Annotated in this window: 24 protein-coding genes; 4 read left to right on the plus strand and 20 right to left on the minus strand. The window is 58.9% G+C overall.

Translation table 11 applies throughout. From position 1 onward, the window contains the following. Positions 1–70: 70 nt before the first annotated feature. The 8 genes from tyrS to hisI form a co-directional block, all read right to left on the minus strand. Positions 71–1,267, minus strand: a complete 1,197-nt coding sequence (gene tyrS / locus ACUZ79_RS03710) for a tyrosine--tRNA ligase (protein WP_192112216.1) — start codon at positions 1,265–1,267, stop codon at positions 71–73. A gap of 128 nt (positions 1,268–1,395) precedes the next feature. Further along, positions 1,396–1,644 (minus strand): hypothetical protein, encoded by a 249-nt coding sequence (locus tag ACUZ79_RS03715; RefSeq protein WP_240823622.1) that lies wholly within the window; start codon positions 1,642–1,644, stop codon positions 1,396–1,398. A gap of 159 nt (positions 1,645–1,803) precedes the next feature. Then, the gene (locus ACUZ79_RS03720) at positions 1,804–2,673 is read right to left on the minus strand and encodes a hypothetical protein (protein ID WP_449250740.1); all 870 of its coding nucleotides are present in this window, start codon (positions 2,671–2,673) and stop codon (positions 1,804–1,806) included. Positions 2,674–3,269: 596 nt separating this feature from the next. Beyond that, positions 3,270–4,001 (minus strand): hypothetical protein, encoded by a 732-nt coding sequence (locus ACUZ79_RS03725; protein ID WP_240823624.1) that lies wholly within the window; start codon positions 3,999–4,001, stop codon positions 3,270–3,272. Between the two features lie 2 nt (positions 4,002–4,003). Beyond that, the gene (locus ACUZ79_RS03730; RefSeq protein WP_449250741.1) at positions 4,004–5,266 is read right to left on the minus strand and encodes a sulfite exporter TauE/SafE family protein; all 1,263 of its coding nucleotides are present in this window, start codon (positions 5,264–5,266) and stop codon (positions 4,004–4,006) included. A gap of 380 nt (positions 5,267–5,646) precedes the next feature. Then, positions 5,647–6,420 carry a YkgJ family cysteine cluster protein gene (locus ACUZ79_RS03735; protein WP_449250742.1) on the minus strand — a complete coding sequence of 258 codons (774 nt, stop codon included), beginning with the start codon at positions 6,418–6,420 and terminating at the stop codon, positions 5,647–5,649. Positions 6,421–6,560: 140 nt separating this feature from the next. Beyond that, entirely contained in the window at positions 6,561–7,454 is an 894-nt protein-coding gene (hisG, locus tag ACUZ79_RS03740; protein ID WP_240823627.1) for an ATP phosphoribosyltransferase, read from the minus strand. Positions 7,455–7,466: 12 nt separating this feature from the next. Further along, a complete protein-coding gene (hisI, locus tag ACUZ79_RS03745; RefSeq protein WP_022657658.1) occupies positions 7,467–7,883 on the minus strand; it encodes a phosphoribosyl-AMP cyclohydrolase in 417 nt (138 codons plus the stop codon). Between the two features lie 255 nt (positions 7,884–8,138). On the opposite strand from hisI, the gene ACUZ79_RS03750 reads away from it, so the two are divergent. Genes ACUZ79_RS03750 through ACUZ79_RS03765 form a run of 4 tightly spaced genes read left to right on the plus strand, consistent with a single transcriptional unit; the run spans position 8,139 to position 12,260 of the window. Continuing rightward, positions 8,139–9,884, plus strand: coding sequence for a DEAD/DEAH box helicase (locus tag ACUZ79_RS03750; protein ID WP_449250743.1), 1,746 nt, complete (start codon positions 8,139–8,141; stop codon positions 9,882–9,884). Positions 9,885–9,925: 41 nt separating this feature from the next. Beyond that, complete coding sequence (locus ACUZ79_RS03755; RefSeq protein ID WP_240823629.1) at positions 9,926–10,423, plus strand: hypothetical protein; 498 nt, start codon at positions 9,926–9,928, stop codon at positions 10,421–10,423. Between the two features lie 41 nt (positions 10,424–10,464). Continuing rightward, positions 10,465–11,391 (plus strand): bifunctional riboflavin kinase/FAD synthetase, encoded by a 927-nt coding sequence (locus ACUZ79_RS03760; RefSeq protein ID WP_240823630.1) that lies wholly within the window; start codon positions 10,465–10,467, stop codon positions 11,389–11,391. Between the two features lie 26 nt (positions 11,392–11,417). Continuing rightward, complete coding sequence (locus tag ACUZ79_RS03765) at positions 11,418–12,260, plus strand: histidinol-phosphatase (protein WP_449250744.1); 843 nt, start codon at positions 11,418–11,420, stop codon at positions 12,258–12,260. 102 nt (positions 12,261–12,362) lie between these two features. Here ACUZ79_RS03765 and ACUZ79_RS03770 read toward each other — a convergent pair whose 3' ends face one another. The 12 genes from ACUZ79_RS03770 to ACUZ79_RS03825 all read right to left on the minus strand — a co-directional run bounded on the left by ACUZ79_RS03770 (position 12,363) and on the right by ACUZ79_RS03825 (position 21,234). Next, the gene (locus ACUZ79_RS03770) at positions 12,363–12,980 is read right to left on the minus strand and encodes a nitroreductase family protein (protein ID WP_240823632.1); all 618 of its coding nucleotides are present in this window, start codon (positions 12,978–12,980) and stop codon (positions 12,363–12,365) included. 113 nt (positions 12,981–13,093) lie between these two features. Continuing rightward, complete coding sequence (gene tsaB / locus ACUZ79_RS03775) at positions 13,094–13,951, minus strand: tRNA (adenosine(37)-N6)-threonylcarbamoyltransferase complex dimerization subunit type 1 TsaB (RefSeq protein ID WP_240823633.1); 858 nt, start codon at positions 13,949–13,951, stop codon at positions 13,094–13,096. Then, positions 13,951–15,105: an RIP metalloprotease RseP gene (gene rseP, locus ACUZ79_RS03780; protein ID WP_215646681.1), complete on the minus strand. Its 1,155-nt coding sequence runs from the start codon at positions 15,103–15,105 to the stop codon at positions 13,951–13,953. Before rseP ends, tsaB begins: the two co-directional genes overlap by 1 nt. Further along, positions 15,099–16,427: a 1-deoxy-D-xylulose-5-phosphate reductoisomerase gene (dxr, locus tag ACUZ79_RS03785; protein WP_449250745.1), complete on the minus strand. Its 1,329-nt coding sequence runs from the start codon at positions 16,425–16,427 to the stop codon at positions 15,099–15,101. The genes rseP and dxr overlap by 7 nt, the downstream gene beginning before the upstream one ends. Before the next feature lie 204 nt (positions 16,428–16,631). Continuing rightward, positions 16,632–17,447, minus strand: a complete 816-nt coding sequence (locus ACUZ79_RS03790) for a phosphatidate cytidylyltransferase (protein ID WP_449250746.1) — start codon at positions 17,445–17,447, stop codon at positions 16,632–16,634. Continuing rightward, positions 17,437–18,159, minus strand: a complete 723-nt coding sequence (locus ACUZ79_RS03795) for an isoprenyl transferase (protein WP_240823635.1) — start codon at positions 18,157–18,159, stop codon at positions 17,437–17,439. The genes ACUZ79_RS03790 and ACUZ79_RS03795 overlap by 11 nt, the downstream gene beginning before the upstream one ends. After that, a complete protein-coding gene (locus ACUZ79_RS03800; RefSeq protein ID WP_276612806.1) occupies positions 18,156–18,284 on the minus strand; it encodes a hypothetical protein in 129 nt (42 codons plus the stop codon). Before ACUZ79_RS03800 ends, ACUZ79_RS03795 begins: the two co-directional genes overlap by 4 nt. A 3-nt stretch (positions 18,285–18,287) precedes the next feature. Next, positions 18,288–18,848, minus strand: coding sequence for a ribosome recycling factor (gene frr, locus ACUZ79_RS03805; protein WP_192112231.1), 561 nt, complete (start codon positions 18,846–18,848; stop codon positions 18,288–18,290). 20 nt (positions 18,849–18,868) lie between these two features. Further along, complete coding sequence (pyrH, locus tag ACUZ79_RS03810; protein WP_022657672.1) at positions 18,869–19,582, minus strand: UMP kinase; 714 nt, start codon at positions 19,580–19,582, stop codon at positions 18,869–18,871. 196 nt (positions 19,583–19,778) lie between these two features. Beyond that, positions 19,779–20,087: a DUF4911 domain-containing protein gene (locus tag ACUZ79_RS03815; RefSeq protein ID WP_240823636.1), complete on the minus strand. Its 309-nt coding sequence runs from the start codon at positions 20,085–20,087 to the stop codon at positions 19,779–19,781. After that, the gene (locus ACUZ79_RS03820) at positions 20,087–20,437 is read right to left on the minus strand and encodes an AzlD domain-containing protein (RefSeq protein WP_240823637.1); all 351 of its coding nucleotides are present in this window, start codon (positions 20,435–20,437) and stop codon (positions 20,087–20,089) included. The genes ACUZ79_RS03815 and ACUZ79_RS03820 overlap by 1 nt, the downstream gene beginning before the upstream one ends. Beyond that, entirely contained in the window at positions 20,434–21,234 is an 801-nt protein-coding gene (locus ACUZ79_RS03825; RefSeq protein WP_449250747.1) for an AzlC family ABC transporter permease, read from the minus strand. The genes ACUZ79_RS03820 and ACUZ79_RS03825 overlap by 4 nt, the downstream gene beginning before the upstream one ends. Between the last annotated feature and the right edge of the window lie 198 nt (positions 21,235–21,432).

A 21,432-nucleotide genomic window follows, 5' to 3' on the forward strand; every position in this document is an offset into this window, starting at 1 on the left:
AACGCCCCTGTGCGGCTGGTCTGTAACTGCTGCACAAGGGCGTTTTTTCAAGTATTCAGTTGGTTGCGCTTTAGCGTACCTTCAGCTTGAGAAAGCGCTTTTTGCCGAGCTTGACCACGTATTCCCCGGCTGCAAGCGGGGTGATGGCGTCTTCGCAGCGTTCTCCGTCAATGGAGAGCGCGCCTTCTTTCATCAGGCGTTTAGCTTCGCCCCGGCTTTTAACAAGGCCTGCGGCCTCAAGAAACACCGGGGGAGTGCTGTCTTCACCGCAGGCGCACTGGTGCTCGGGCATGTCGTCCGGCACGCCGCCGCCAGCAAAAACGGCATTAAAGCCCTGCTTTGCTTCATCGGCATCTTTTTCGCTGTGGTAGCGGGCCACCATCTCGTGGGCAAGATTTTCCTTGGCGGCCTTGGGGTGCAGCTCGCCGCTGGCCACGGAAGCCTTGAGGGCTGCAATGTCTTCAAGGCTTTTGGCCGAAAGCAGCTCATAGTAGCGCCACATGAGTTCATCAGAGATGGCCATGACCTTGCCGAAAATCTGGGAAGGCGCTTCGTCAATACCAATGTAGTTGCCGTAAGATTTCGACATCTTGCGCACACCATCGGTGCCTTCGAGCAGGGGCAGGGTCAGAATGCACTGGCTTTCTATGCCGTAGTGCGCCTGGAGGGTGCGGCCCACCAGCAGATTGAACTTCTGGTCTGTGCCGCCCATTTCCACATCGCTCTTGAGGGCGACGGAGTCATAACCCTGACACAGCGGATACAGAAATTCGTGGATTGATATGGGGCGCTGTTCACGGAAACGCTTTTCAAAATCATCGCGTTCCATCATGCGGGCAACGGTATAGCTGGAAGCCAGCTTGATAAAGCCCGTGGCATCCATCTTGCCCAGCCAGGCCGAGTTGAAGGCAACCTCGGTCTTCTGCGGGTCAAGAATCTTGAAAACCTGCTTTTTGTAGGTTTCCGCGTTGGCAAGAACTTGTTCCTCAGTGAGGGGGGGGCGGGTTTCCGAGCGACCGGAAGGGTCGCCTATGCGGCCCGTAAAGTCGCCAATGAGAAATATGACATGGTGCCCCAGTTCCTGAAAATGACGCATCTTGTGCATAACAACCGTATGCCCAAGGTGCAGATCAGGAGCGGTGGGGTCAAAGCCCACCTTGATGCGCAGCGGCTTGCCGCGCGCAATCTTTTTGCGCAGTTCGTTTTCGTCAATCAGCTCGGCCATACCGCGCTTGATTGTGGCCATTTGGCGGTCAATATCCGTCATCACCCTTACCTCTGTGCTGGCTTCGGTAAAAACGCCGGACCAAAAAAAGAATATGCGCCGACGTAGACGGAAAGTGATACCCCCAAGGCGGCGATAGTGTCAAACCATGCCGCAGAGAAACAGCCAGCCTACAGGCTCAGCAGCGAGGCAACGCGGCTGGCGCTCAGGCCGCCGTGAACGGAAAGCGCGTCCATGGGATTTTGCGAGATCATGTTCATGGTGTCGTCAAGCACGCCGTCCACTTCGTCATCTGCCAGCAGGTTGGGGGCGCTCAGGCTGACAACGTCGCGGGAAGGCGCGCTGGCTGCGGTGTTTTCATCTTTTTCCATGGCAGGGAAGGCAAAGGCCGGAGTGGGGTTGAGTCCAGAAATCTTCATGGCGGTATCCTTTATGTTGATGACCTGCATGGGTCAAATTTTCCGCATGGCGGCAATACAGTCATAAAAGATGCAATTTTGGGGCCAGAAAGCCAGAACTGGAAGAAAGCGCAGTGAAGTGAAGCGTGACAAAAGATGGAACAATGCGGGCACTTGTGCCTAGGCGGACTCTTGCTGATCTTTTGACGCATCGTTGTATTTGGTGAGGCACTGGCGCAAACGGGGGGAACCCCCCTTGACGTTGAGCCAGCGAAGCCGGGCGCGGCGGGCGCTCCAATCCAGTTCTTCCTGAAAGCGCAGGCGCACGGCAATACCCTGTGCGTCAGGGGGCTTGCCAAAACCTGCCCGCTTGGCAAGAAAAACGTAGGGAGGCACAGTAACAGGCACCACGCTGGGCTGGAGAAAAAACAGGTAGGTTGCATCGGAGGTGAAGGAAGGCATCGCCAGTTCTTCCGGCATGCAGACGCATGCTCCGCCTTCCGAAACATCCAGAATACGGGTGGCTGGCGGGGCCACCTGACTGTACGCCCCAAGCATTATGCGTAAATCGTTGGTGGTGTCGGGGCGTTCCGGCGCGAGCAGTACGCTCGACATGCGGCTGTATTCAGCGCGCCAGGGTATCCGCTTGCTGCTGCGCAACTGCCGTACAGTCACATTGCGTGAAAAGCGCAGACTCAAATACAGCATTTCGCCATTGGGTCCGACAGCTGTTTCAAGAATCTGCGCGGTACCGTATACGCCAAGGCGCGCTGCCATATCCTGCGCAATGTGCCGTTTGACGCTGAAGTAAAATTTGCCATGGTTTACCACAGCCTTGGGGTTCTGGGCTTGCATGCTCATGGAGCGCACAACAAGCTGGGCCTCCCTGCCGTTGACTTCGCGTACCAGACCCTCCACAGATATGCAGGCGGTCTCGCCGCACCAGGTAAGGCAGCATTCAAGGTGTACATTGGCCCCGGTGTTTTGTGCATCGGCCAGCGCCTCATGGCAGCTTGAGTTCCAGAGGCAGAATGAAGCGTCTGAATTCATGGGACAGCCTTGAATGAGTTGGTAAAGTCGTGTAAATATATTAATACTGGTATTATGTCAATGTGTTAGTGATATTTGCTTGGATAATATACAGTCCGATTGTGCCTAAGCGGTTACTTGTAACAGGCTTTTTGCGAGATGTATCAGATTGCATATGTTGTGTTTGGTGGCGGCTCGGGCAAGCCGCAGCCTGCTCCAGATTGCTGGTCGCGTTGAAGGCATCAACGCTCAGAAGGCCGTCTTCCACAGGAAGACGGCTGCCAACGTGAATAAGAATCCATCAATCTGTCACGACGGCGCGGGCAAGCCGCGACCTGTTCCAGATTGCTGGTCGCGTTGAAGGCATCAACGCTCAGAAGGCCGTCTTCCACAGGAAGACGGCTGTCAACGTGAATAAGAATCCATCAATCTGTCGCAACGGCGCGGGCAAGCCGCGACCTGCTCCAGATTGCTGGTCGCGTTGATGCTATCAACGCTCAGAAGGCCGTCTTCCATTGGAAGACGGCCTTCTTCAATATCCAACCAGGCAAGCCGGCATATCCCCATTTTTTAGCAGACGCGAGCTATGGGGATGTGTGCGTCTCCGGATTTATGCCTTAGCCTTCTTTTTTGACTTTGGACTTGGTCATGGCAAGGCCAATGCCCTCGAACAGTTCAAAGATGGCAAAGCCGTACCACAGGGTGTACAGCACGTAGAAAACCAGCATGCCAACCATCAACAGAACGTGCTCAGACACCTTGGCGGCTGTCACGCTGTAGAAGTTGTTGCCCGGCTCAATGGCGCGGCGCAGCACATGATCCACCACCTGCGACTCGGCAATCAGGCGCTGCTTCTGCAGTTCCTTGATGCTGGGCGAAAGCAGATACCACCATGCGGAGGCCACTTTAAGGGCATTCTCCCCACCGTATTTCTGCGAAACCTTGTCTGCATCGTTGTGATACAGGGCATCGGAATCGTCAGTGGCGGAGGCGAGGATTTTGCCAAGGTCGCCCGTAAAGGTGACCTTGCCGTCAGTTGCGCTCACATCCGTGGCACCCGCAGTTTGCAGGGCCATGGCGGCAACGGGGGCAAGAGCGGCCTTCTTGAGTTTGACCGTAATCGTCACTACTTTTCCGTCAACCTTTTTCAGGTTTTCGCGAACGCCGGGGATAAAGTAGGACGAACCCTTGGAGAGCTCGTTGAAGACGTTATCGGCGTATTCAAGGCCGGTCACATGCTTGCCGTTTTCGTCACGCAAGATGGGCATGAGCAATGCGGCAAACAGAACCAGAAACGAAATGAGCATCAAGCTGCCCCGGAAGAAAGGGGCTTTGGCATGAATAAGCATGATCAGGCCTCCCCTCTAAGCTTGCCGAGGTTGAAGAAGAATTTGCTGAACACCCAGATGCCGAAGAAAGCAACAACAACCCAGAAAATCACATTGCCCACATCTTCAATAATGCCAACCACACTGGGCGACCAGTTCAGCACTTCAAGCTCAACGAGCTTCTTGGGCAGGGTGGCCGCACGGTTGATGAAACCGGCAATGATCGAGATGGCGTAAAAACCGCGAATGTGGATGCCCTTGACCACCTTGGTGGTCAGAGCGCCCACCTGGATGCCCAGCAGCGAACCAAGCAGCATACCGACAGCCAGCGTGTAGAACACGTAGCCGTAAATGGCGTACTGGCCGATGGAGGCAAAACCAGCGGTAAAGATGATCTGTAGAATGTCGGTGCCAACGGTGGTCATGGACGACACGCCGAAGATGTACACAAACATGGGGAAGGTGACGAAGCCGCCGCCCACGCCCATGATGGCGGCCAAAAGGCCCACGATGACGCCGCCTGCGGCAACAATCCAGCCGGAGATCCGGCGGCCGCCAGGAACGAGGTCTTCGTCAAAGGTGATCATGGGCGGCACGGCCAGAGCCTGAAGCTTCAGGGCCACGCCTGTCATTCCGGCGCTGCCGCCGTGCGCGTCCTGATTCGCTGCGGCGCCGCCGCGGGAGCTCTTCAAAAAGTCAAACAGGGCATAAAAGCCAAGAAAGCCCAGCAGCACGGCGTAAATGGTGCTGATGAACAGTTCGGAAAGCAGCGGGTCAGAGTTGTACAACCCTTTGTTGATCGCGCCGCCAATGACTGTTCCCACGCCGGAGCCTACAAGGAAGGCGATGGCCAGCTTGGTGGAAACGTTGCCCAGCTTTTTGTGTACCGTGGTGCCCATGATGGCTTTGGCGAAAATGTGGAACAGGTCAGTGCCCACCGCCAAAATACCTTTCACGCCCGCCGCCATAAGGGCGGGGGTAATGATGAAGCCGCCGCCAGCACCGATACACCCGGTGATCAGACCGGCTGCAAGGCCCACGGCTATGGAAGCCAAAAAGATGGTGTTGGTGTAAAAAGCCGGTGCGTAGGCGGTTTTGCCGCCCAGCATTTCGTGATACTCATAGGCTTCGGCAAAGCAGCCCGCCAGAATGGGAACTGCAAGAGCCAACAAGATGAGCAGCTTTTTCCTGCTTTTGAGAATGGAAGTGGAGACTTCCAAATCCCATTTGGCATAAGCCTGGGAGCTGCTCAGCAGAAACTCATACACCTGTCTGCCAAAACTCATACTCTCCTCCAATACGATTGTTCCGGCCAATGGCCGAGGTCGTGGCCCCAATACAAACAAACCGTCTAAGGCAATGCCGTGCGTCGCGTCACACACAGCTGGGTTCTGTCAGTAGATATGCTTGAATTCTTTGGTTTTTTATTAATCTCCAGCTCAAAATATCCTGTACCCAGTCACTCTGACATATTCGCCGGAATTTGTAAAAGAAATTTATCACGAGCAAGGTTGCTCGATCTGCAAACTTCTAAAAAATAGCCCCGGAAATCGCCAGTTTTTCGCTATGCTGGAATGCTTAATAACCTCGGCAGGATATGAAAAAGCGCTCCCTCGCATTGCTGTGGGGGGCGCTTTTTCGCCGTATTTGTGAAATTCAAAACAATCTATTTTTTGGCCAGGCCCTGGCTCTGGCCAAAGATGACAAGCTCCATCCAGTCCAGTCCGAAATCAAGCGCGGCTTCGTCGCCCTGCTGGCTGTCTTCCATGATGGCAGCCTTGCGCTGGTCGCTTATGTCCACATGCGAGAATACACGCATGTTTGTGATAAGCTCGCGGAACTTGTCGATCTGAAACAGACACAGCACTATCATAGTTACCAGTCGGGGTTCAAGTGGTTGACCCGTTGCCCGTACCATGGCCATGAGACGCATATAGCGGTCGTTGGAAGTGTTGAAGGGCCGTAGCTCCTCATTTTCCAGCCACTGATGGGGGGTGCGCACGGTGCCTTTGTCAAAGCCAAGGCAGTGTGGCTCGCGCACCACAAAGAATCGTTCCGAAACGCCGTCTGTTGCCATTTTCGTGCCGCGCCCCAAGGGGTAGTAGCGGCACGCGCCGGGCCTGTCTTCGTACACTGAGCAGCCCGCAGGGGTCACAAAAGGGCAGGGTTCGTCCGGTCCGTCAAGCATGCGCAGCATGGGCAGGGGAAAGCCCGTGTCAGGAAAGGAGCGCAATGTGGTAAAGGTGCCCAGAAATTCTTCGCTGCCAAGGCCCAGGTTGCGGCGCAGGCGCAGCACATCATACGGGGTGAGGGGCAGGGTCAGCTCCGCACAGCAGCGGTTGAAGCAGGGAACATCGGGGTTGCAGTCAAAACAGAAGGTTTCGTCAGGTTTCAGTTCGGGCAGGCTGTCGAGAAGTTCACGGCTGGCATCAGAGGACATGGGCGCTCCTGGTTGCGTGCCCGTGGCGCGGCGGCGCGGGGCGGGGAAACAGTAAATGCCCGCCGCGCGGGCAGAAAGCGGCCCGCTTGCGCAGGCCGCCTTGCCGGTATTTGTGTTGCCGCCCGTGCAGACGGTTAACGCTAGATGACCTTGTTCAGCGCGTATTCAATGATGCCCTCTGCGCCAGCAAGACGCAGACGGGGAATCAGATCGCGCACCACATCAATCTGCACCACGGATTCCACCGAAAGCCAGTGGGTGTCGCGTAAGGGCGAAACCGTGGGCGAATTGAGCGAGGGCAGCATTTCAAGGATGGCGGCCAGATTATCCGCTGGCGCATTCATCTTGAGGGCTACCAGATTTTCTGCCTTGAGCGCACCCTGGAGCAGCAGATCGAGCTGTTCGATTTTGGCGCGTTTGGCGGGATCTGCCCATGCTTCCTTATTGGCAATGAGCACGGGGTAGGAAATCATGACCTCGTCAATAATGCGCAGGCCGTGGGCGCGGATGGTGGTGCCGGTTTCGGTCACTTCCACAATGCCGTCAGCCAGACCTTCCACGACCTTGGCTTCGGTCGCGCCCCACGAATAGAATACGTCAACCTTAACGCCTTCGCGGTCAAAATAACGCTGGGTCAGGCCTTGCAGCTCAGTGGCAATGCGCTTGCCCGCGAGGTCGGCGGCCTTCTGGTAGGGCGAATCGCCCGCCACGGCCAGCACCCAACGGCAGGGGCGGTTGGAAGTTTTGGAATATACAAGATCGGACACGCGCACGACTTTGTCTTCGTGGTTGCGTTCGGTCAGCCAGTCAAGGCCGGTGATGCCCACGTCCAGCACGCCAGCTTCGATGTATTCGCCGATTTCCTGCACGCGGCAGAGCGAGGCGGTGATCTGCGGGTCGTTGATGTCGGGAAAATAGTTGCGCGTATGTTTGCGGATTTTCCAGCCCGCGCGTTCAAAAAGGTTGATGGTGGCTTCTTCCAGCGAGCCCTTGGGCACGCCAAGCTTGATGATGGGCATGGTATCCGCGCTCATGACAGTTTCCTTCTATCGACCGTAGACTTTTTTGGGGTCAAAAACCTGCGGGGAGCATTCCCGCACCGAACCTTGCTTCAATTCCCTGTAAAAGCAGGAGCGCCGTCCTGTATGGCAGGCGGCCCCGCCGATCTGCTCAATAAGCAGCAGTATGGTGTCATTGTCACAATCAAGCCGCAGGGAACGCACTTTTTGTACATTGCCCGATGTGCCGCCCTTGTGCCAAAGCTCCTTGCGGCTGCGGCTCCAGTAATGGGCCTCGCCGGTTTCAAGGGTTTTGCGCCATGCGTCTTCGTTCATATAGGCCAGCATGAGCACTTCGCCGCTGTCGCAATCCTGGGCGATGGCGGGCAAAAGCCCCTTGCTGAAATCGGGCTGAAAGCCGGGGTTGCCTTCCAGAGCCGCGCTGCCGTCAGGGGTAGCGGACATGGGGCCTCCTTTGTTGTGTCGGCTGGCAGGGCAGTGTGCGTCTGCGTTGTGCCGACAAAATACGGTGTCTGATGGCGCGGTTTGTTCCGCGCAAACAGTTAAATCTACCTGTAAGAGCCGCAGGACGCAAGCGCGGCTTTCCTGAGGCGGCATGGTCTGCCGCAAAAGGCGTAACTTGCGAATCCATGCCGGGTGTGGCATGCTGGCACGTTAGCAAAACTCTTAGTTATGGCGGGTGTGCCGCCGGGAAAATACATGGCCGATTACGATTCCACTGTGAATGATTGTGCGGATTCCGCTTCTGACGCCGCGTTGCACGGCATTTCCGTCAGCGAACCCGATGATGCCCTGCCCAGGGTGACTCTTGACGAATTGCCCGAAACCGTGAGCGCGGCCTGCCGCCGGGCCGGCTGGCAAAGCCTTATGCCTGTGCAGTCGCTGGCCTTGCCCTATCTGCTGGCCGGGCGCGACATCATGGTGCAGTCCCGCACCGGCAGCGGCAAGACGGGCTGCTACCTCTTGCCCATGCTTCCCCATATTTCTGCCGACCTCAAGGCCCCGCAGGCCCTGGTGCTGGCCCCCACGCGCGAGCTCGCCGTTCAGGTTGAGCGCGAGGCTGCTGTAATTTTTGCAGAAACAGGCATCCGTACTGCCGCTGTTTATGGCGGCGTGGGCTATAAAAAGCAGATGGATGCCCTGCGCGACGGCGCGCAGGTTATTGTGGGCACGCCCGGTCGTGTGCTTGACCATTTGCTGCGCCGCACCATGGAACTGCGCGACCTGCGCGTTCTGGTTTTTGACGAGGCCGACCGCATGCTTTCCATCGGGTTTTATCCCGACATGAAGGAAATCCAGAGCTATCTGCCGCAAAAGCGCATCCATACCTGCCTGTTCTCCGCCACGTATCCGCCCCATGTGCTCAAGCTGGCGCGTGAATTCATGGCGGAACCGGCCATGCTTTCCCTCTCGCAAAAAGAAGTGCACGTGGCCGAAGTGCAGCACCTCTTTTGCGAGGTGAAGCCCATGGACAAAGACCGCGCACTCGTGCGTCTGCTGGAAACGGAAAACCCCGCCTCGGCCATTATTTTTTGCAATACCAAGTCCAACGTGCACTATGTGACGGGCGTTTTGCAGGGTTTTGGCTACAGCGCCGACGAGCTTTCCGCTGATCTCTCGCAGTCGCGCCGCGAGGCCGTGCTTGAAAAAATCCGCGAGGGCAAGCTGCAATATCTTGTGGCTACCGATGTCGCGGCGCGCGGCATTGACATTGCGCAGCTCTCACACGTTTTTCTCTATGAGCCGCCGGAAGATCACGAAAGCTACATCCATCGCGCAGGTCGCACAGGCCGCGCGGGTGCCGCCGGTACGGTCATTTCGCTGGTGGACGTGATGCAGCGCATGGAGCTTGACCGTATCGCCAAGCACTACAAGATCGGCATAATGCCCCTGCCCCTGCCTTCGGATGAAGACGTGGCCCGGGTAGCCGGGGCCAGACTGACCGCCATTCTTGAAGGGCGGTTCCGCAATCTGACCGGGCTTGAACGCATGCGCGTTGGGCGCTATGCCCAGCTTGCGTGCGATCTGGCTACGCAGAGCGATGAAGAAGACAACGTGCTGCTTCTGGCCATGCTGCTGGATGCCTGCCATCAGGAAAGCCTGCGCGAAACGCGTTTTCCCGATGGGCGGCCTCGAGCCGCCGAGGGTCAGCAGCGTCAGTCGCGTCAGGCAAAGCCGGGCCGGTCACGCGGTGGGCGGGCAAAGCCGTCCGGTGGCCGCAGCGCGGAAGCTGTGGAAGCCAGCCCCGCTGTCTCTGAAGGGCAGAGCATGGGATCAGCCCCGGATTCCGGTTCTGATTCCGGCGCTGGCGAGGGTAAATCTTCGCATTCCGGCAAACGCCGTCGCCGTTCCTCGCGACGTCGTGACGGCAATGCAACCGAGGGTACTGCAGGGCAATCTGCCGACGGGCAGGGCCAGGGTTCGCCCCGCGAGGGCGGAGACTAGGCATTTTGGGATATTCGAGCAAACAGCTAAGTGTGACAGCCATGCAGAACAGTGACGATCTCACCACGCAGGAGGCATCGACAGACGGTGCCCCGACTGAAGCCGCACGCGCGGCTTTGGAGAATTTCAAGGCATTGCTGGCCGATGCCGATTTTACCCTTGAGCTTGAACTGCTGGGCATCAAGCGCATGCAGTTTATGCGTCGCCGACAGATGCAGTCGGAACTCATGGGGCTTTACATGGCCCTGTGGCGACTGGCGTTGGCGCGGTCTTTTCCTGTTGATGCTCCGCGCATGTTTGAGCTTTTTCAGCAGGAATACGTGCGGGCGCACAAGGACAAGCACAGCAGCCATATTGTGCAGCGGGCCAATGAATACTGGGCCATGCTTGAGCCACGGGGCGATGGCGACTTCAGCGAAGTTGCCCGGCACCTGTGCTCCTTTTCCACGCAGGATCCCGGTCAGGCCAAGAGCATCAATCTCAAACTGGTGCTGCATATCCGCAAGATTTACAAACTCGTTTTCGACCGGCTCATCTAGCCGCCGGGCGTGCGCTATCTGTTCGGGAATCGGCATATCTAATGAAAATCGTTCATTCAGTTGACGCGCTGGGCGCCCTCGGGGGTTCAGCCGTCACCATCGGTAATTTTGACGGCGTCCATCTTGGGCATCAGGCTCTTATCCGCCGCACCCTTGAGGTTGCTGCGCAGGAATGCCTGACCCCTGTGGTCATGACCTTCTGGCCTCATCCCCGCCAGGTGCTCTTTCCCGAGCGCGGGCACATGCCCCTCACCACGCGTGAAGACAGGTTCGCCCTGCTTGAAGCATTGGGTGTTCCCTTTGTGCTCGAGCTGCCCTTTACGCGAGAGCTGGCCTCGCTGGATGCCGGAACATTCGTGCAGACCATTCTTGAACCCATGCATCTGCGCCGCCTTGTGGTGGGCTACGATTTTACGCTGGGCCGCAACCGTGGGGGGCAGGTCACCGTGCTGCGCGAGCTTGGCGCACTGACTGGCTTTACCGTGGAGCAGCTTGAACCCGTGCTGGTAGAAGGCACGGTTGTCAGCTCTACATCACTGCGCGGCCTTATCGGCCAGGGTGATGTGGCGAGGGCCGCGCGCCTGCTTGGGCGCTTCCACGGTTTCAGCGGCGAAGTGGTGCACGGCGATGGACGCGGGGCTGGGCTGGGCTTTCCCACCGCCAACCAGCGCAAGCCCGAAGTGGTGCTTCCTGTGGAAGGCGTGTACGCCACCCGCGCCACTCTGGAGGGCCACGCATGGCCCGCAGTGACCTGTGTGGGCCGCAAACCCACCTTTGGCGACAACGAGCTTGGTGTTGAAACTTTTTTGCTGGAAGACGGCAAAAACCTTTATGGCCAGATGATGCGCCTGGAGTTTGTGGGCCGTGTGCGTGGTGAAGAACGCTTTGCCTCGGTGGACGCCCTCAAGCAGCGCATTGCCCAGGACGTGAAGGACGCCCGTTCCCTGCTTGCACAGGCTGCTTTTTAGGAGGGCCGGGGGCGGCTGGAGAAACCATGATCTGCGCCGACATGCATAATCATACCGTTGCTTCGCACGGCCTAGCCACAGTGGGCGAAATGTTTGCTGCCGCACAGGCGCGCAATCTGGTCTGGTACGGTTTTTCAGAGCATTCCCCCCTGCCGCCCGGTTATTCCTGCCCCTTGTACAAGGGCGACCTCGCCGTGACCTTCCCTGCCTATGCCGACGAAGTGCTGGCCTTGAGAGAGCAGACATCCAGCCCCAGATCCGGCGCGCATGTCCAACCACGTGTGCTGTTGGGCATGGAGCTTGACTGGCTGCCGGTCAACACACCCTGGATGTGCGATATGGTCAGCCGCTATACCTTTGACTACATCATCGGCGGGCTGCATTTTGTGGACGACGTGCCTGTAGGCTCTCCCCGCAGTTGGGGGCCGGAAGTGGAGCGCCAAGAGCGCTTTGCGCGCTATAATGCCTATTATGATGCCATGAGGGGTCTGGCTGCCAGCGGCATGGTGGATGTGGTGGCCCACCCGGATTTCATCAAGGTGTGCTGCTTTGATGATTTTCAGGCATGGCTGGCCCAGCCCGGCAGCACAGACCGCATAGCCGCCGTACTTGAAGCCATGCGCGCCACAGATACAGCCATGGAAGTTTCTTCGGCTGGCTTGCGCAAACCCTTCCACGAACCCTACCCCGGCCCGGTCATCATGCGCTTGGCGGCGGATCTGGGCCTGCGCATCAGCTTTGGTTCTGACGCGCACAGTATGGAAGATACTGGCTCGCATTTTACGGAACTGGCGGCCTATGCCGCATCCTTTGGATTTACGCGCAGCCGTATCTGCGTGGCCCGCGAGCGCAGGGAACTGACGTTCTAGTTTTATTGGCCCCTTTTGCTCACGCCTCTGAGTGTGCAAGACATGAAAAATCCCCGTTCTTCGCATGAAGAGCGGGGATTCGCCTTTACGTTCGGCAAAGCCTTATTTCAGCAGGCCCACCGTCTGGATGATAAAGATTTTCCAGCCTTCAGGCAGGGAAATTTTGCCGTCCAGCGCGTGCAGGCCTGAAACATGTACGAAGTTGCCCAGCCCTGCGGAGGCACAGAACAGCCCGGCATTCTGATATAGGGAGCCCACATGCGCCCCACCCCATTCGTTGCCCTGTGGTACGGCGTAGAGCAGGGTGAGCGAGCCTCCGCCCATCTGGGCGCGCCAGTCGCCATCCAGCACCTTGACGAGTACGTGCTCAGGCTCATAGAGCCACACGCCGTTTTCAAGGGCTACGTACAAACGCACATCCTGCCGATTCATGGCCGTGGGCGCTGTTCTGCGTCCGCCTTCGCGGTTGACGCCCCAAGTCGCCCACAGCAGATCGCTCAACTGTTGGGATGAAAGCGCTGCTCCGCTGAAGCCCGTTTTGATGGAACGACGCTGGGCCAGAGCCAGCATCAGGGGCATGCCGCCGGTTTTATTGGGTGCGGGCAGCTCCATGCGGGCGGTGCTGTCCGCAGCGTTCACAGCTGCGGGAGCGGCGGGGATAAGCGCAAGAGCCGCCAATGACAGCAATAGGGAAAGTGAGTGTCTGATGGTACGGATCATGGGGTTCTCCGTGTGGTGGCTGGGCTTGTACCAGTAGCGGTTTGCTATGAAATCCAGGTAAGTTTACAGTTTTGCAAACGTGTATGGTCGAGCAGTCCGTTACAGCAGAATGGTCAGATTTCGCTTGTAGGGGAACGTTCCAGCATGGTGTCGAGCGCGGCAACCGCGTATTCGCCAGTCATGCCCATGCGCGGAGCCAGTTGGGGGAGATTTTCAACGGCATCGCAGGGCCGCACATAGAGCGGCTCCACATCTGCGTCGAAATAATCGCCGTGACGGGCCAGCAGACACAGTGAAGCCGTATCCGGGAAGACCAGCCGGGGCATGGCAAATGGCGAGTCGCTTTCCTCTCCTACGGGAACCATGCGCATGCCTTCCAGAGCCGTAAATACATCTGCATTGCGGGCAAGGCCGCTGCCGCAAATGTGCGTGCGGCGGTGTTTGTCTGTGCCGTCCGGCAGGGGCGCTCCCTGTGCGGTCTCAATACGGCGCAGGGCCTCCTGCGGCGCGCAGAGATCAACAACCTGCGTTGGCTGGGCGGGAATCTGCGGCCCATACGACATGAAGGGCTGGCAGTGCACAAGGTTGCGGCGGGCGTGGGTGAGCACCCATACGGGGGTGCCGTAAAACAGATTGTGCTGGAGCACGGCGCTGGTGGCCAGAGCCTGCATGTAGTCCAACCCCGCCAAGCGGGCCTGTCCCACGCGGCGCAGGGCTGCGGCGGTGGTCAGCACCAGCCGTATGCCCGTAAAGGAACCCGGCCCGCGCACGCAGGCAATGCGCCGGAAGTCGGCGGGCTTGATGCCAAGGCTGCTGCAAATCTCTGCCAGGGCCGGAGCCAGGATTTCCGTGGCCCTGTCGGCCTTGTGCCATTCCTGCACGCAGATCAGCCGCTCGTCTTCGGTGACAATGATCTGGAGCGCGCCTTCTGCGGCATTGAGAATAAGCTCCAGCCCGGTGCCGTTCTGCATTATGAGCCGCTCCCGAACCAGCCGGTATTCTTGAGGATGCGCCACAAGTCGTTATAGGTGGCCAGCAGCATGAGAGCCACCAGCAGGGCAATGCCCGCGCGCATGGCGTAATCCTGCAACCGGGCGTTGAGCGGACGGCGGAAAATTATTTCCCACAGGCAAAATACAATCTGTCCGCCATCCAGCACGGGGATAGGCAGCAGGTTCAGGATGCCAAGGTTGATGCTGATGAGCGCAGCCAGCGCCAGAAGCCCGGCAAGGCCTTCATGGGCCTGCTTGCCAACCATCTGCATAATCATGATGGGGCCGCCCACCTGATCCAGAGGCACCACGCGCTCGGCCAGTTTTACAAAGCTCTGCCACGTGAGCGAAACCATGTCTGCGGTCTGGCCCGCTCCGGCAATGGCCGCATCGGCAAAGCCGTGCTGCACAAGCCGCACAGCCCCGGAGTTACGAATGCCGATAAGCCATGCGCTTTCTTCTTCGCCAAAGATGGTCTTACGGATGGACCGTTCAGGCGTGAGTTCCACGCTGATGATCATGCCCTGCTCGGGCTGAGCGGCTTCATCAGTGCGTGTTTGATCGTCAGCCTGGGGGGCCATGTCCGGGCGTGAAAGTGTGACGGCAAGCGTTTTGCCGTTGCTCTGCGTAATGGCGTCGGCCATGGCCTGCCAGTTGGCAACGGCAGCGCCGTTGATACTTACGATGGTATCACCTGGCTGAATGCCCGCCTTGTCCGCAGGGCCGTTCTGCACAACGCCGCCAACCTGAGGCAGCAGCACAGGGGTTCCCCAGCCAAGGGCCAGGGTCCAGCAGAGCAGCCACGCCAGAATGATATTTGCGGCGGGGCCAGCGGCAACCACAAGCAGGCGCTGCCATGCGGGGCGCAGGGCAAAGCTTTCTTTTTCAGTAAAGCCTTCGGGAATGTCCTTGGGGTCGCTTTCGCCCACCAGGGCCACATAGCCGCCAAGCGGCACCAGCGACAGGGCGTATTCCGTCTTGCCCTTGCGGTATTTGAGAATCTTGGGGCCAAAGCCCAGGGAGAACGTGGAAACGCCCATGCCAAGGCCACGCGCCACGGCAAAGTGCCCCAGTTCGTGGAAAAAAATCAGGCCGCCAAGAACGACCACGACTGCAATAATTGTTGTCAGCACAAGAAACCTCCGTCACGGGCCAGCCCGTAGACCAGCTCGCGGCTCTGGCAGTCAAGACGCTGCATGCGCTCCGCCAGTGTATGCGCCTCCATTGTCAGTGCGGCTTCGCTGTCTGCTGCGGAAGCGGCACCTTCAAGAGGCGCGCATAAAGGCTGATGGCCGGGGTTGGAAGCGCCATGCGCCTCCAGTGCGGCGGCTATCAGCCGGGGGATGTCCATAAACGCGCAGCGGCCTGTAAGGAAAAGATCCACTGCGGCCTCGTTGGCGGCGTTGAGCACTACGCAACGTCCGCCACGGTTTTCCAGCACCTGCTTGGCCAGTCCAAGACAGGGAAAAGCGCTTTCGTCCGGTTCATGAAAGGTAAGCGGCTTTGCCGTAAGGTCAAGCGGCGGTACGTTGACCGGAACGCAGCGCGGCCAGAGCAGGCAGGCCGCAATGGCCATGCGCATGTCTGGCGTGCCGAGCTGGGCAAGCTGGCTGCCATCGTGAAATTCCACAAGCGAATGCACCACGGACTGCGGATGCACCAGCACCTTGATGCGTTCGGCAGGCACGCCGTAGAGGTGAAAAGCCTCAATGACCTCCAGCCCCTTGTTCATGAGCGTGGCCGAATCAATGGTGATTTTGGCTCCCATGCTCCAGTTGGGGTGCTTGAGGGCCTGCTCCGGCGTAACGGCGCTCAGGGCCTCGAGTGTCCAGCCGCGAAACGGCCCGCCGGAGGCTGTGAGAATGAGCCGTTCCACTTCCTGCCCGCGCCCGGCAAGGCACTGAAAAATGGCATTGTGTTCGGAATCCACGGGCAGCACCACGGCCCCTGTGCGGGCGCACACGCGGCGCACAAGGTCGCCAGCCAGCACCAGGGATTCCTTGTTGGCAAGGCAGATGATCTTTCCTGCCAGAGCCGCCGCCAGCGTTCCGGCAAGTCCCGCAGCGCCCACCTGTGCGGAAAGCACGGTGGAAGCCTCGGGCAGGGAGGCCAGCTCCGCGTACCCCTCGCTCCCCACAAGAATACGGGGGCGGTAGTCCGCAGGCAGCAGCGCGCGCAGTTTGGTTGCGGATTCCTCGTCAAGCACAGCCAGATGTGGCGGCCGCCATATGAGGGCCTGTTCCGCAAGACGCTGCACGTTGCGGGCGCAGGCGAAACCCACCATGCGGAAGGCCTGCGGGTGCGCTGCGGCAACTTCCAGCGTGCTGCGCCCTATGGAGCCTGTGGAACCCAGAAGTACCAGACTGCGCGGCCAAGTTTGCTGCCAGCTTTCACCGGGGGCGTCAGAAATGTAATTGATGGAAGGGCCGCCCAGGCCGGGCCAGAGTTGCGCCATGGTGAGGTTGTCCTTTAATGGGCGCGCGCAGGTGCTCGTGGCGCGTGTGCGCATAAGATTGGTACTGCGGCAAAAAATTCAAGCTCCCCGGTGGGGGATAACCGAGGATTTCAAAATAAAGAGGTTCTAAGGGCCATTAACACGATGAGAATCTTCGCCCCCCGCCGCAAGCAGGGGGCAAAAGAGGCATAGTGCCAACAGGCCCTAAAAGAAGAAAAACCACTGGTCAACAACGGCCACCATGGGCATGGCAAACAGCAGGCTGTCGGCCCTGTCGAGGATACCGCCGTGCCCTGGCAGCAGATTGCCGGAATCCTTGATGTTTACCGAGCGCTTGAGGGCGGATTCAAAGAGGTCGCCCAACTGGGCGAAGGCGTTGATCGCAATGCCCAGCAGAGCAAAGGAGAACCAGCCGGTCTTGCCGTATATTTCGCCGTAAATGGCGCAAAAGATCACGCAGCCAACAAGGCTGCCCACCGCGCCTTCCGAGCTTTTCTTGGGGCTGACGCGGGGCCACAGTTTGTGGTGCCCAAAGCGTGTGCCCACAAAGTAGGCGGTGGTGTCGGAAATGGCCACCGCCGCAATAACAAAGATGAGTTTGGTGGTGGAAAGATAGGTCGCCGGGAGCAGCAGCAGGGGCACATAGGCCAGCCCCGCCATAAAGATGCCGCTGGAGGCAAAGGCATTGTCGTCTTCAACAACATCCCACCGGAAAAGAAAACTCATGGACGCCAGCACAAAGCCTGCGCCGAGGCAGACCAGAGCATCTTGCGGTCTGTGCAGCCATGTGAGGCAGATCATGCACCAGCCAAACACGATGGCGCAAATGCGGCTGGGCACGCGGCTGGAACCCCAGAACAGGGAGTAGAACTCCCACAGGCCGAGGGCGCATACCAGCAAAATGACAAACAGCAAGGGCAGGCCCCTGAGCCAGAGTGCCAGCAGCAAGACTGCGGCAAGGGCAAGGCCTGTGAAAATACGGCGAATATCGATGGATTGCGTTGAAGGATCAATGGGCATCAATTTGCTCCTGTGTTTTGCCGAAGCGGCGCGAACGGGCAGCATAGGCGTCAAGGGCCATGCGGAGCTGCGTGGCGTCGAAGTCCGGCCATGGCACGGGCGTGAAATACAGCTCGCTGTAGGCGCATTGGTAGAGCAGATAATTGCTCAGCCTCTGTTCGCCGCTTGTGCGGATAAGCAGGTCAGGGTCCGGTTGCCCCGCAGTGTACAAATGATCGGCAACGGTCTGTTCGGTCACGTCTTCAGGGCGTAGACCTTCGCGCAGCATGGTTTGCATGGCGCGCACAATTTCGCCCCTGCCGCCATAATTGAGGGCAAGATTCAGAACCATGTCCTTACCGCCCTCGGTGCGTTTGATGGCATGGCGTAGGGCCGTGCGCTGGGCAAGGGGCATGGAGTCAAGGTCGCCCAGAACGCGCATGGAAATACCCTGTTCGACCATGCGCGGCACCTCGCGGCTCAGAAATTCCATCAGCAGACTGAAAAGGGCACTGATTTCTGTCTTGGGGCGGTTCCAGTTTTCGCTGGAAAAGGTGTAGAGCGTGAGGTGGCGTATGCCCAGAGACCGGCATTCGGTCACAATGTTGCGCACGGTTTCCGCGCCAGCGCGGTGGCCTGCTTCGCGGGGCAACCCGCGCGCCTGAGCCCAGCGGCCATTGCCGTCCATGATGATGGCGAGGTGTGTGGGCAGTTTGTCTGGATGATCCGTCATGCAAAAGCCTGTGGTGAAAAGTCCTGCGGGTCTGCGGAATGGTCTGCGGCCTTGTCTGCGGCGGCAAAGCCGCGCCCCGCAATGTGCTTGCGGGGCGCGCGCAACCCGGGCGGAAAATCCGCCATGGGCTAGATTTCCATGATTTCCTTTTCTTTGGCCGCGCACTTTTTGTCGGCATCAGCCACAAACTTGTCCGTCAGCTTTTGTACGTCTTCAGAAGCCTTCTTCTGTTCGTCTTCGCTGATGGCCTTGTCTTTTTCCAGCTTTTTCAGGCTGTCATTGGCGTCGCGGCGCACGTTGCGCACTGCCACCTTGGCGTCCTCGGTGTATTTGCGGGCCACTTTGACCAGATCCTTGCGGCGGTCTTCGGTCAACGGCGGTATCATGATGCGGATGACCTTGCCGTCATTGATGGGCGTAAGGCCCAGATCAGACTTCAGAATGGCCTTTTCAATCACCGAAATTCCGCCCTTGTCCCAGGGCTGGATAGTCACGGTGCGGCTGTCGGGCACGGCAACGGAGGCCATCTGGCTGATGGGCGTGGGGGTGCCGTAGTAGTCGCCCTTGATGCCGTCCACCAGGGCGGTGGAGGCGCGGCCCGTGCGCAGCTTGGAAAAATCGCGTTCCTGCGCGGCAATGGCCTTTTCCATACGGTCTTCGGCGTCCAGAAGGATGCTGTCTATATCCATCAGTATTCTCCTTGGGGGGCTCAGTTCTGAACGATGGTGCCTACGGATTCGCCGGTGACGGCGCGGCAGATGTCGCCGCCAAACATGCGGCACACGATGATGGGCACGTTGTTATCGCGCACAAGGGCAAAGGCCGTGGCGTCCATGACGCCCAGATGGCGCGCCAGTGTTTCGTCATAGGTGATGCTGTCGTACTTGACGGCATCGGAATATTTGTTGGGGTCTTTGTCGTAGATGCCGTCAACCTTGGTTGCCTTGATGATGGCGTCGCACTTCAGTTCCATGCCGCGCAGGGCGGCGGTGGTGTCGGTGGTGAAGTAGGGGTTGCCGGTGCCTGCGGCGCAGATGACCACGCGGCCCTTTTCCATGTGGCGCAGGGCGCGGCGGCGGATGAAGGGTTCGCACACTTCCTGCATGGTGATGGCCGAAAGCACGCGCGTGGGGTAGCCCAGCTTTTCCAGCATGTCCTGCACGGCCAGCGCGTTGAGCACAGTGGCCAGCATGCCCATGTAGTCGGCGGACGAACGTTCCATGCCCTTGGCCGAGCCGGAAAGCCCGCGAAAAATATTGCCCCCGCCAATCACAAGGGCCATTTCCACGCCCATTTCGAGCACAGTGCCGATTTCACGGCAGATGGTGGCTACGGTTTCCGGGTCAATGCCGGTCTTGTTTTCTCCGGCCAGGGCCTCGCCGCTCAGCTTGAGCAGCACGCGCTTGTATTTCAGTGTGGGCATGAGTCCGCCTTGGTAAAGGCTGAGGTGTTGCGGGCTTTCGCCGGACGCAGGAAAAGGGCTGGGCTTTTGGCCCTGCCCCAAAACGAAAGAATTGTAACAGAATTTGCGCGCAGCTCAAAGTGTTTTTGCATCAGCAGTCCCGGCAGGGCCTGGGCCGCACTGCGCAGACTCCACTGGCGCAGTCTGGGAGCGGCGACTACGCCTGCTTGGGCCATTCCTCCACAGTGAAGGGCAGGCTTTGGGCCATCTGGGCCAGAGCCTCGCGCGCTTCTCGCTCTCTGTGAGGTGAAAAGATAACCCGCAGCAGGGCTGTCTTGTTTTCAAGCACGGTAAAATAGGCGATGTGCTCATAGGCTTCGAGCAAAAAGCGGAACAGCCCCGTATGCTCCGGCGTAATGCGCACCAAAAGGCTGGCGCTGCGCGTTGGCGGCGGCAGTGAGGGAGCTGGTTTGCGCCTTTCGCGCAGCGAAGGTGGACCGGAAGCGGAACCTCGTGCGCGCGGCATTAGTACAACCCGGCCCAGCGGGCCAGAATCACCAGCCCGAGGCCAAAGGCAATGGTGAGAAAATAGTTCTTTGACCACCACGCGACCAGCAGAGAGGGCAGGGCCACCATCAGAAACAGGTTGGAAGGCCCGGCGTTGAAATGCCCTTCGTAAAAAAACACGTCCGGCCCCACCAGGGCAGCCATGACGGCGACGGGCACAAAGGACAGCCAGTGCCGCAGCAGCGGCGGCAGGCTGTCGCCCTTCAAAAAGGTGACAGGCAGGATTTTTGGCAGAACCGTAACCAGAACACTGCCAAGAAGGCAGAGCATCAGGGCCGCATGGGTGCTGAACCATCCACTTTCGTTCATGATTCGGCCTCCTCTGTGCGTGGCGTCGCCATGTTGCTGATAGCGCGGCTGTCTGCATCCTTGTTTTGCTGGTCGGCAAGGTCAATGGGCGTGCCCTCGTGCTGCGCCTTGCGCACCAGCAGCCATGTGCCAAGGCTTGCGCCCAGCACCGTGGCAACGGCAATGTTCCACTGAGTCATGCCCGCAGCCTTGAGGCTGATGGAGAGCGTGGTGGTAAAGAGTGCCACCAGCACGTGCAGGCGGCTGACGCACTGTGGCACCAGCAGGGCCAGAAACATGGCGGTGAGGGCATAATCAAGGCCCAGCGGTTTAACATCGCTCACAAGCTCGCCGCAGAACGCGCCAATGGCGGCGCCGGAAACCCATCCCAGTTGCGCGGTCTGATTGCAGACAAAGAGTGTGGTGAGGCTTCGCTGCCAGCCGTTCTGAAAAGCCGTGACATGGACGGCAAAGGTCTCGTCCGTAAGGCCGAGGCCCAGCAGAAAGCGTTGCCCGCGCGGCAGGCCCGCCAGCCATGGGGATTCTGCGGCGGATTGCAGCAGATAGCGCAGGTTTACAATAAAGACCGCCGCCATAATGGAGAGCGCGCTTGCGCCAGCGCCCCACATGCCCGCGAACACGAACTGGCCGGAGCCGGAAAACATGAGCACGGACATGGCGACAGCCAAGGAGGGCGGGATGTTGTTCTTGACGGCAAGAACCCCAAAAGCGAAGCCTACGGGCAGGTAGCCCAGCACAATGGGCAGTGCGCGCCGCAGGCCCTCCGCCAGGGGGGAAGCGGAAGATATGCCGGACATGTCATAACCTCGATAAAAGTAAGACAATGAGGCTACGCCCTTTGGCCCTGGCTGGCAAGCCGGAGCCGGGTATTGGTTCCAGGTCCGGCGGCTGGCGGGGGTTCTGCTGATGCCCGTCTGGCATGAGCCAAGCAGAAGCAATGGAGAAGGCAGGGTGTTTCGGTTGCTGCCATCCAGCCTCGAAGTGAAATTTGCCTG

This window comes from Desulfovibrio faecalis, assembly GCF_053570625.1.

Excerpts from the sequence above, each read along its gene's own strand:
- tyrS (WP_192112216.1), bottom strand. The coding sequence starts at position 1,267 with ATGACGGATATTGACCGCCAAATGGCCACAATCAAGCGCGGTATGGCC.
- ACUZ79_RS03715 (WP_240823622.1), bottom strand. The coding sequence starts at position 1,644 with ATGAAGATTTCTGGACTCAACCCCACTCCGGCCTTTGCCTTCCCTGCC.
- ACUZ79_RS03720 (WP_449250740.1), bottom strand. The coding sequence starts at position 2,673 with ATGAATTCAGACGCTTCATTCTGCCTCTGGAACTCAAGCTGCCATGAG.
- ACUZ79_RS03725 (WP_240823624.1), bottom strand. The coding sequence starts at position 4,001 with ATGCTTATTCATGCCAAAGCCCCTTTCTTCCGGGGCAGCTTGATGCTC.
- ACUZ79_RS03730 (WP_449250741.1), bottom strand. The coding sequence starts at position 5,266 with ATGAGTTTTGGCAGACAGGTGTATGAGTTTCTGCTGAGCAGCTCCCAG.
- ACUZ79_RS03735 (WP_449250742.1), bottom strand. The coding sequence starts at position 6,420 with ATGTCCTCTGATGCCAGCCGTGAACTTCTCGACAGCCTGCCCGAACTG.
- hisG (WP_240823627.1), bottom strand. The coding sequence starts at position 7,454 with ATGAGCGCGGATACCATGCCCATCATCAAGCTTGGCGTGCCCAAGGGC.
- hisI (WP_022657658.1), bottom strand. The coding sequence starts at position 7,883 with ATGTCCGCTACCCCTGACGGCAGCGCGGCTCTGGAAGGCAACCCCGGC.
- ACUZ79_RS03750 (WP_449250743.1), top strand. The coding sequence starts at position 8,139 with ATGGCCGATTACGATTCCACTGTGAATGATTGTGCGGATTCCGCTTCT.
- ACUZ79_RS03755 (WP_240823629.1), top strand. The coding sequence starts at position 9,926 with ATGCAGAACAGTGACGATCTCACCACGCAGGAGGCATCGACAGACGGT.
- ACUZ79_RS03760 (WP_240823630.1), top strand. The coding sequence starts at position 10,465 with ATGAAAATCGTTCATTCAGTTGACGCGCTGGGCGCCCTCGGGGGTTCA.
- ACUZ79_RS03765 (WP_449250744.1), top strand. The coding sequence starts at position 11,418 with ATGATCTGCGCCGACATGCATAATCATACCGTTGCTTCGCACGGCCTA.
- ACUZ79_RS03770 (WP_240823632.1), bottom strand. The coding sequence starts at position 12,980 with ATGATCCGTACCATCAGACACTCACTTTCCCTATTGCTGTCATTGGCG.
- tsaB (WP_240823633.1), bottom strand. The coding sequence starts at position 13,951 with ATGCAGAACGGCACCGGGCTGGAGCTTATTCTCAATGCCGCAGAAGGC.
- dxr (WP_449250745.1), bottom strand. The coding sequence starts at position 16,427 with ATGGCGCAACTCTGGCCCGGCCTGGGCGGCCCTTCCATCAATTACATT.
- ACUZ79_RS03790 (WP_449250746.1), bottom strand. The coding sequence starts at position 17,447 with ATGCCCATTGATCCTTCAACGCAATCCATCGATATTCGCCGTATTTTC.
- ACUZ79_RS03795 (WP_240823635.1), bottom strand. The coding sequence starts at position 18,159 with ATGACGGATCATCCAGACAAACTGCCCACACACCTCGCCATCATCATG.
- ACUZ79_RS03800 (WP_276612806.1), bottom strand. The coding sequence starts at position 18,284 with ATGGCGGATTTTCCGCCCGGGTTGCGCGCGCCCCGCAAGCACATTGCG.
- frr (WP_192112231.1), bottom strand. The coding sequence starts at position 18,848 with ATGGATATAGACAGCATCCTTCTGGACGCCGAAGACCGTATGGAAAAG.
- pyrH (WP_022657672.1), bottom strand. The coding sequence starts at position 19,582 with ATGCCCACACTGAAATACAAGCGCGTGCTGCTCAAGCTGAGCGGCGAG.
- ACUZ79_RS03815 (WP_240823636.1), bottom strand. The coding sequence starts at position 20,087 with ATGCCGCGCGCACGAGGTTCCGCTTCCGGTCCACCTTCGCTGCGCGAA.
- ACUZ79_RS03820 (WP_240823637.1), bottom strand. The coding sequence starts at position 20,437 with ATGAACGAAAGTGGATGGTTCAGCACCCATGCGGCCCTGATGCTCTGC.
- ACUZ79_RS03825 (WP_449250747.1), bottom strand. The coding sequence starts at position 21,234 with ATGTCCGGCATATCTTCCGCTTCCCCCCTGGCGGAGGGCCTGCGGCGC.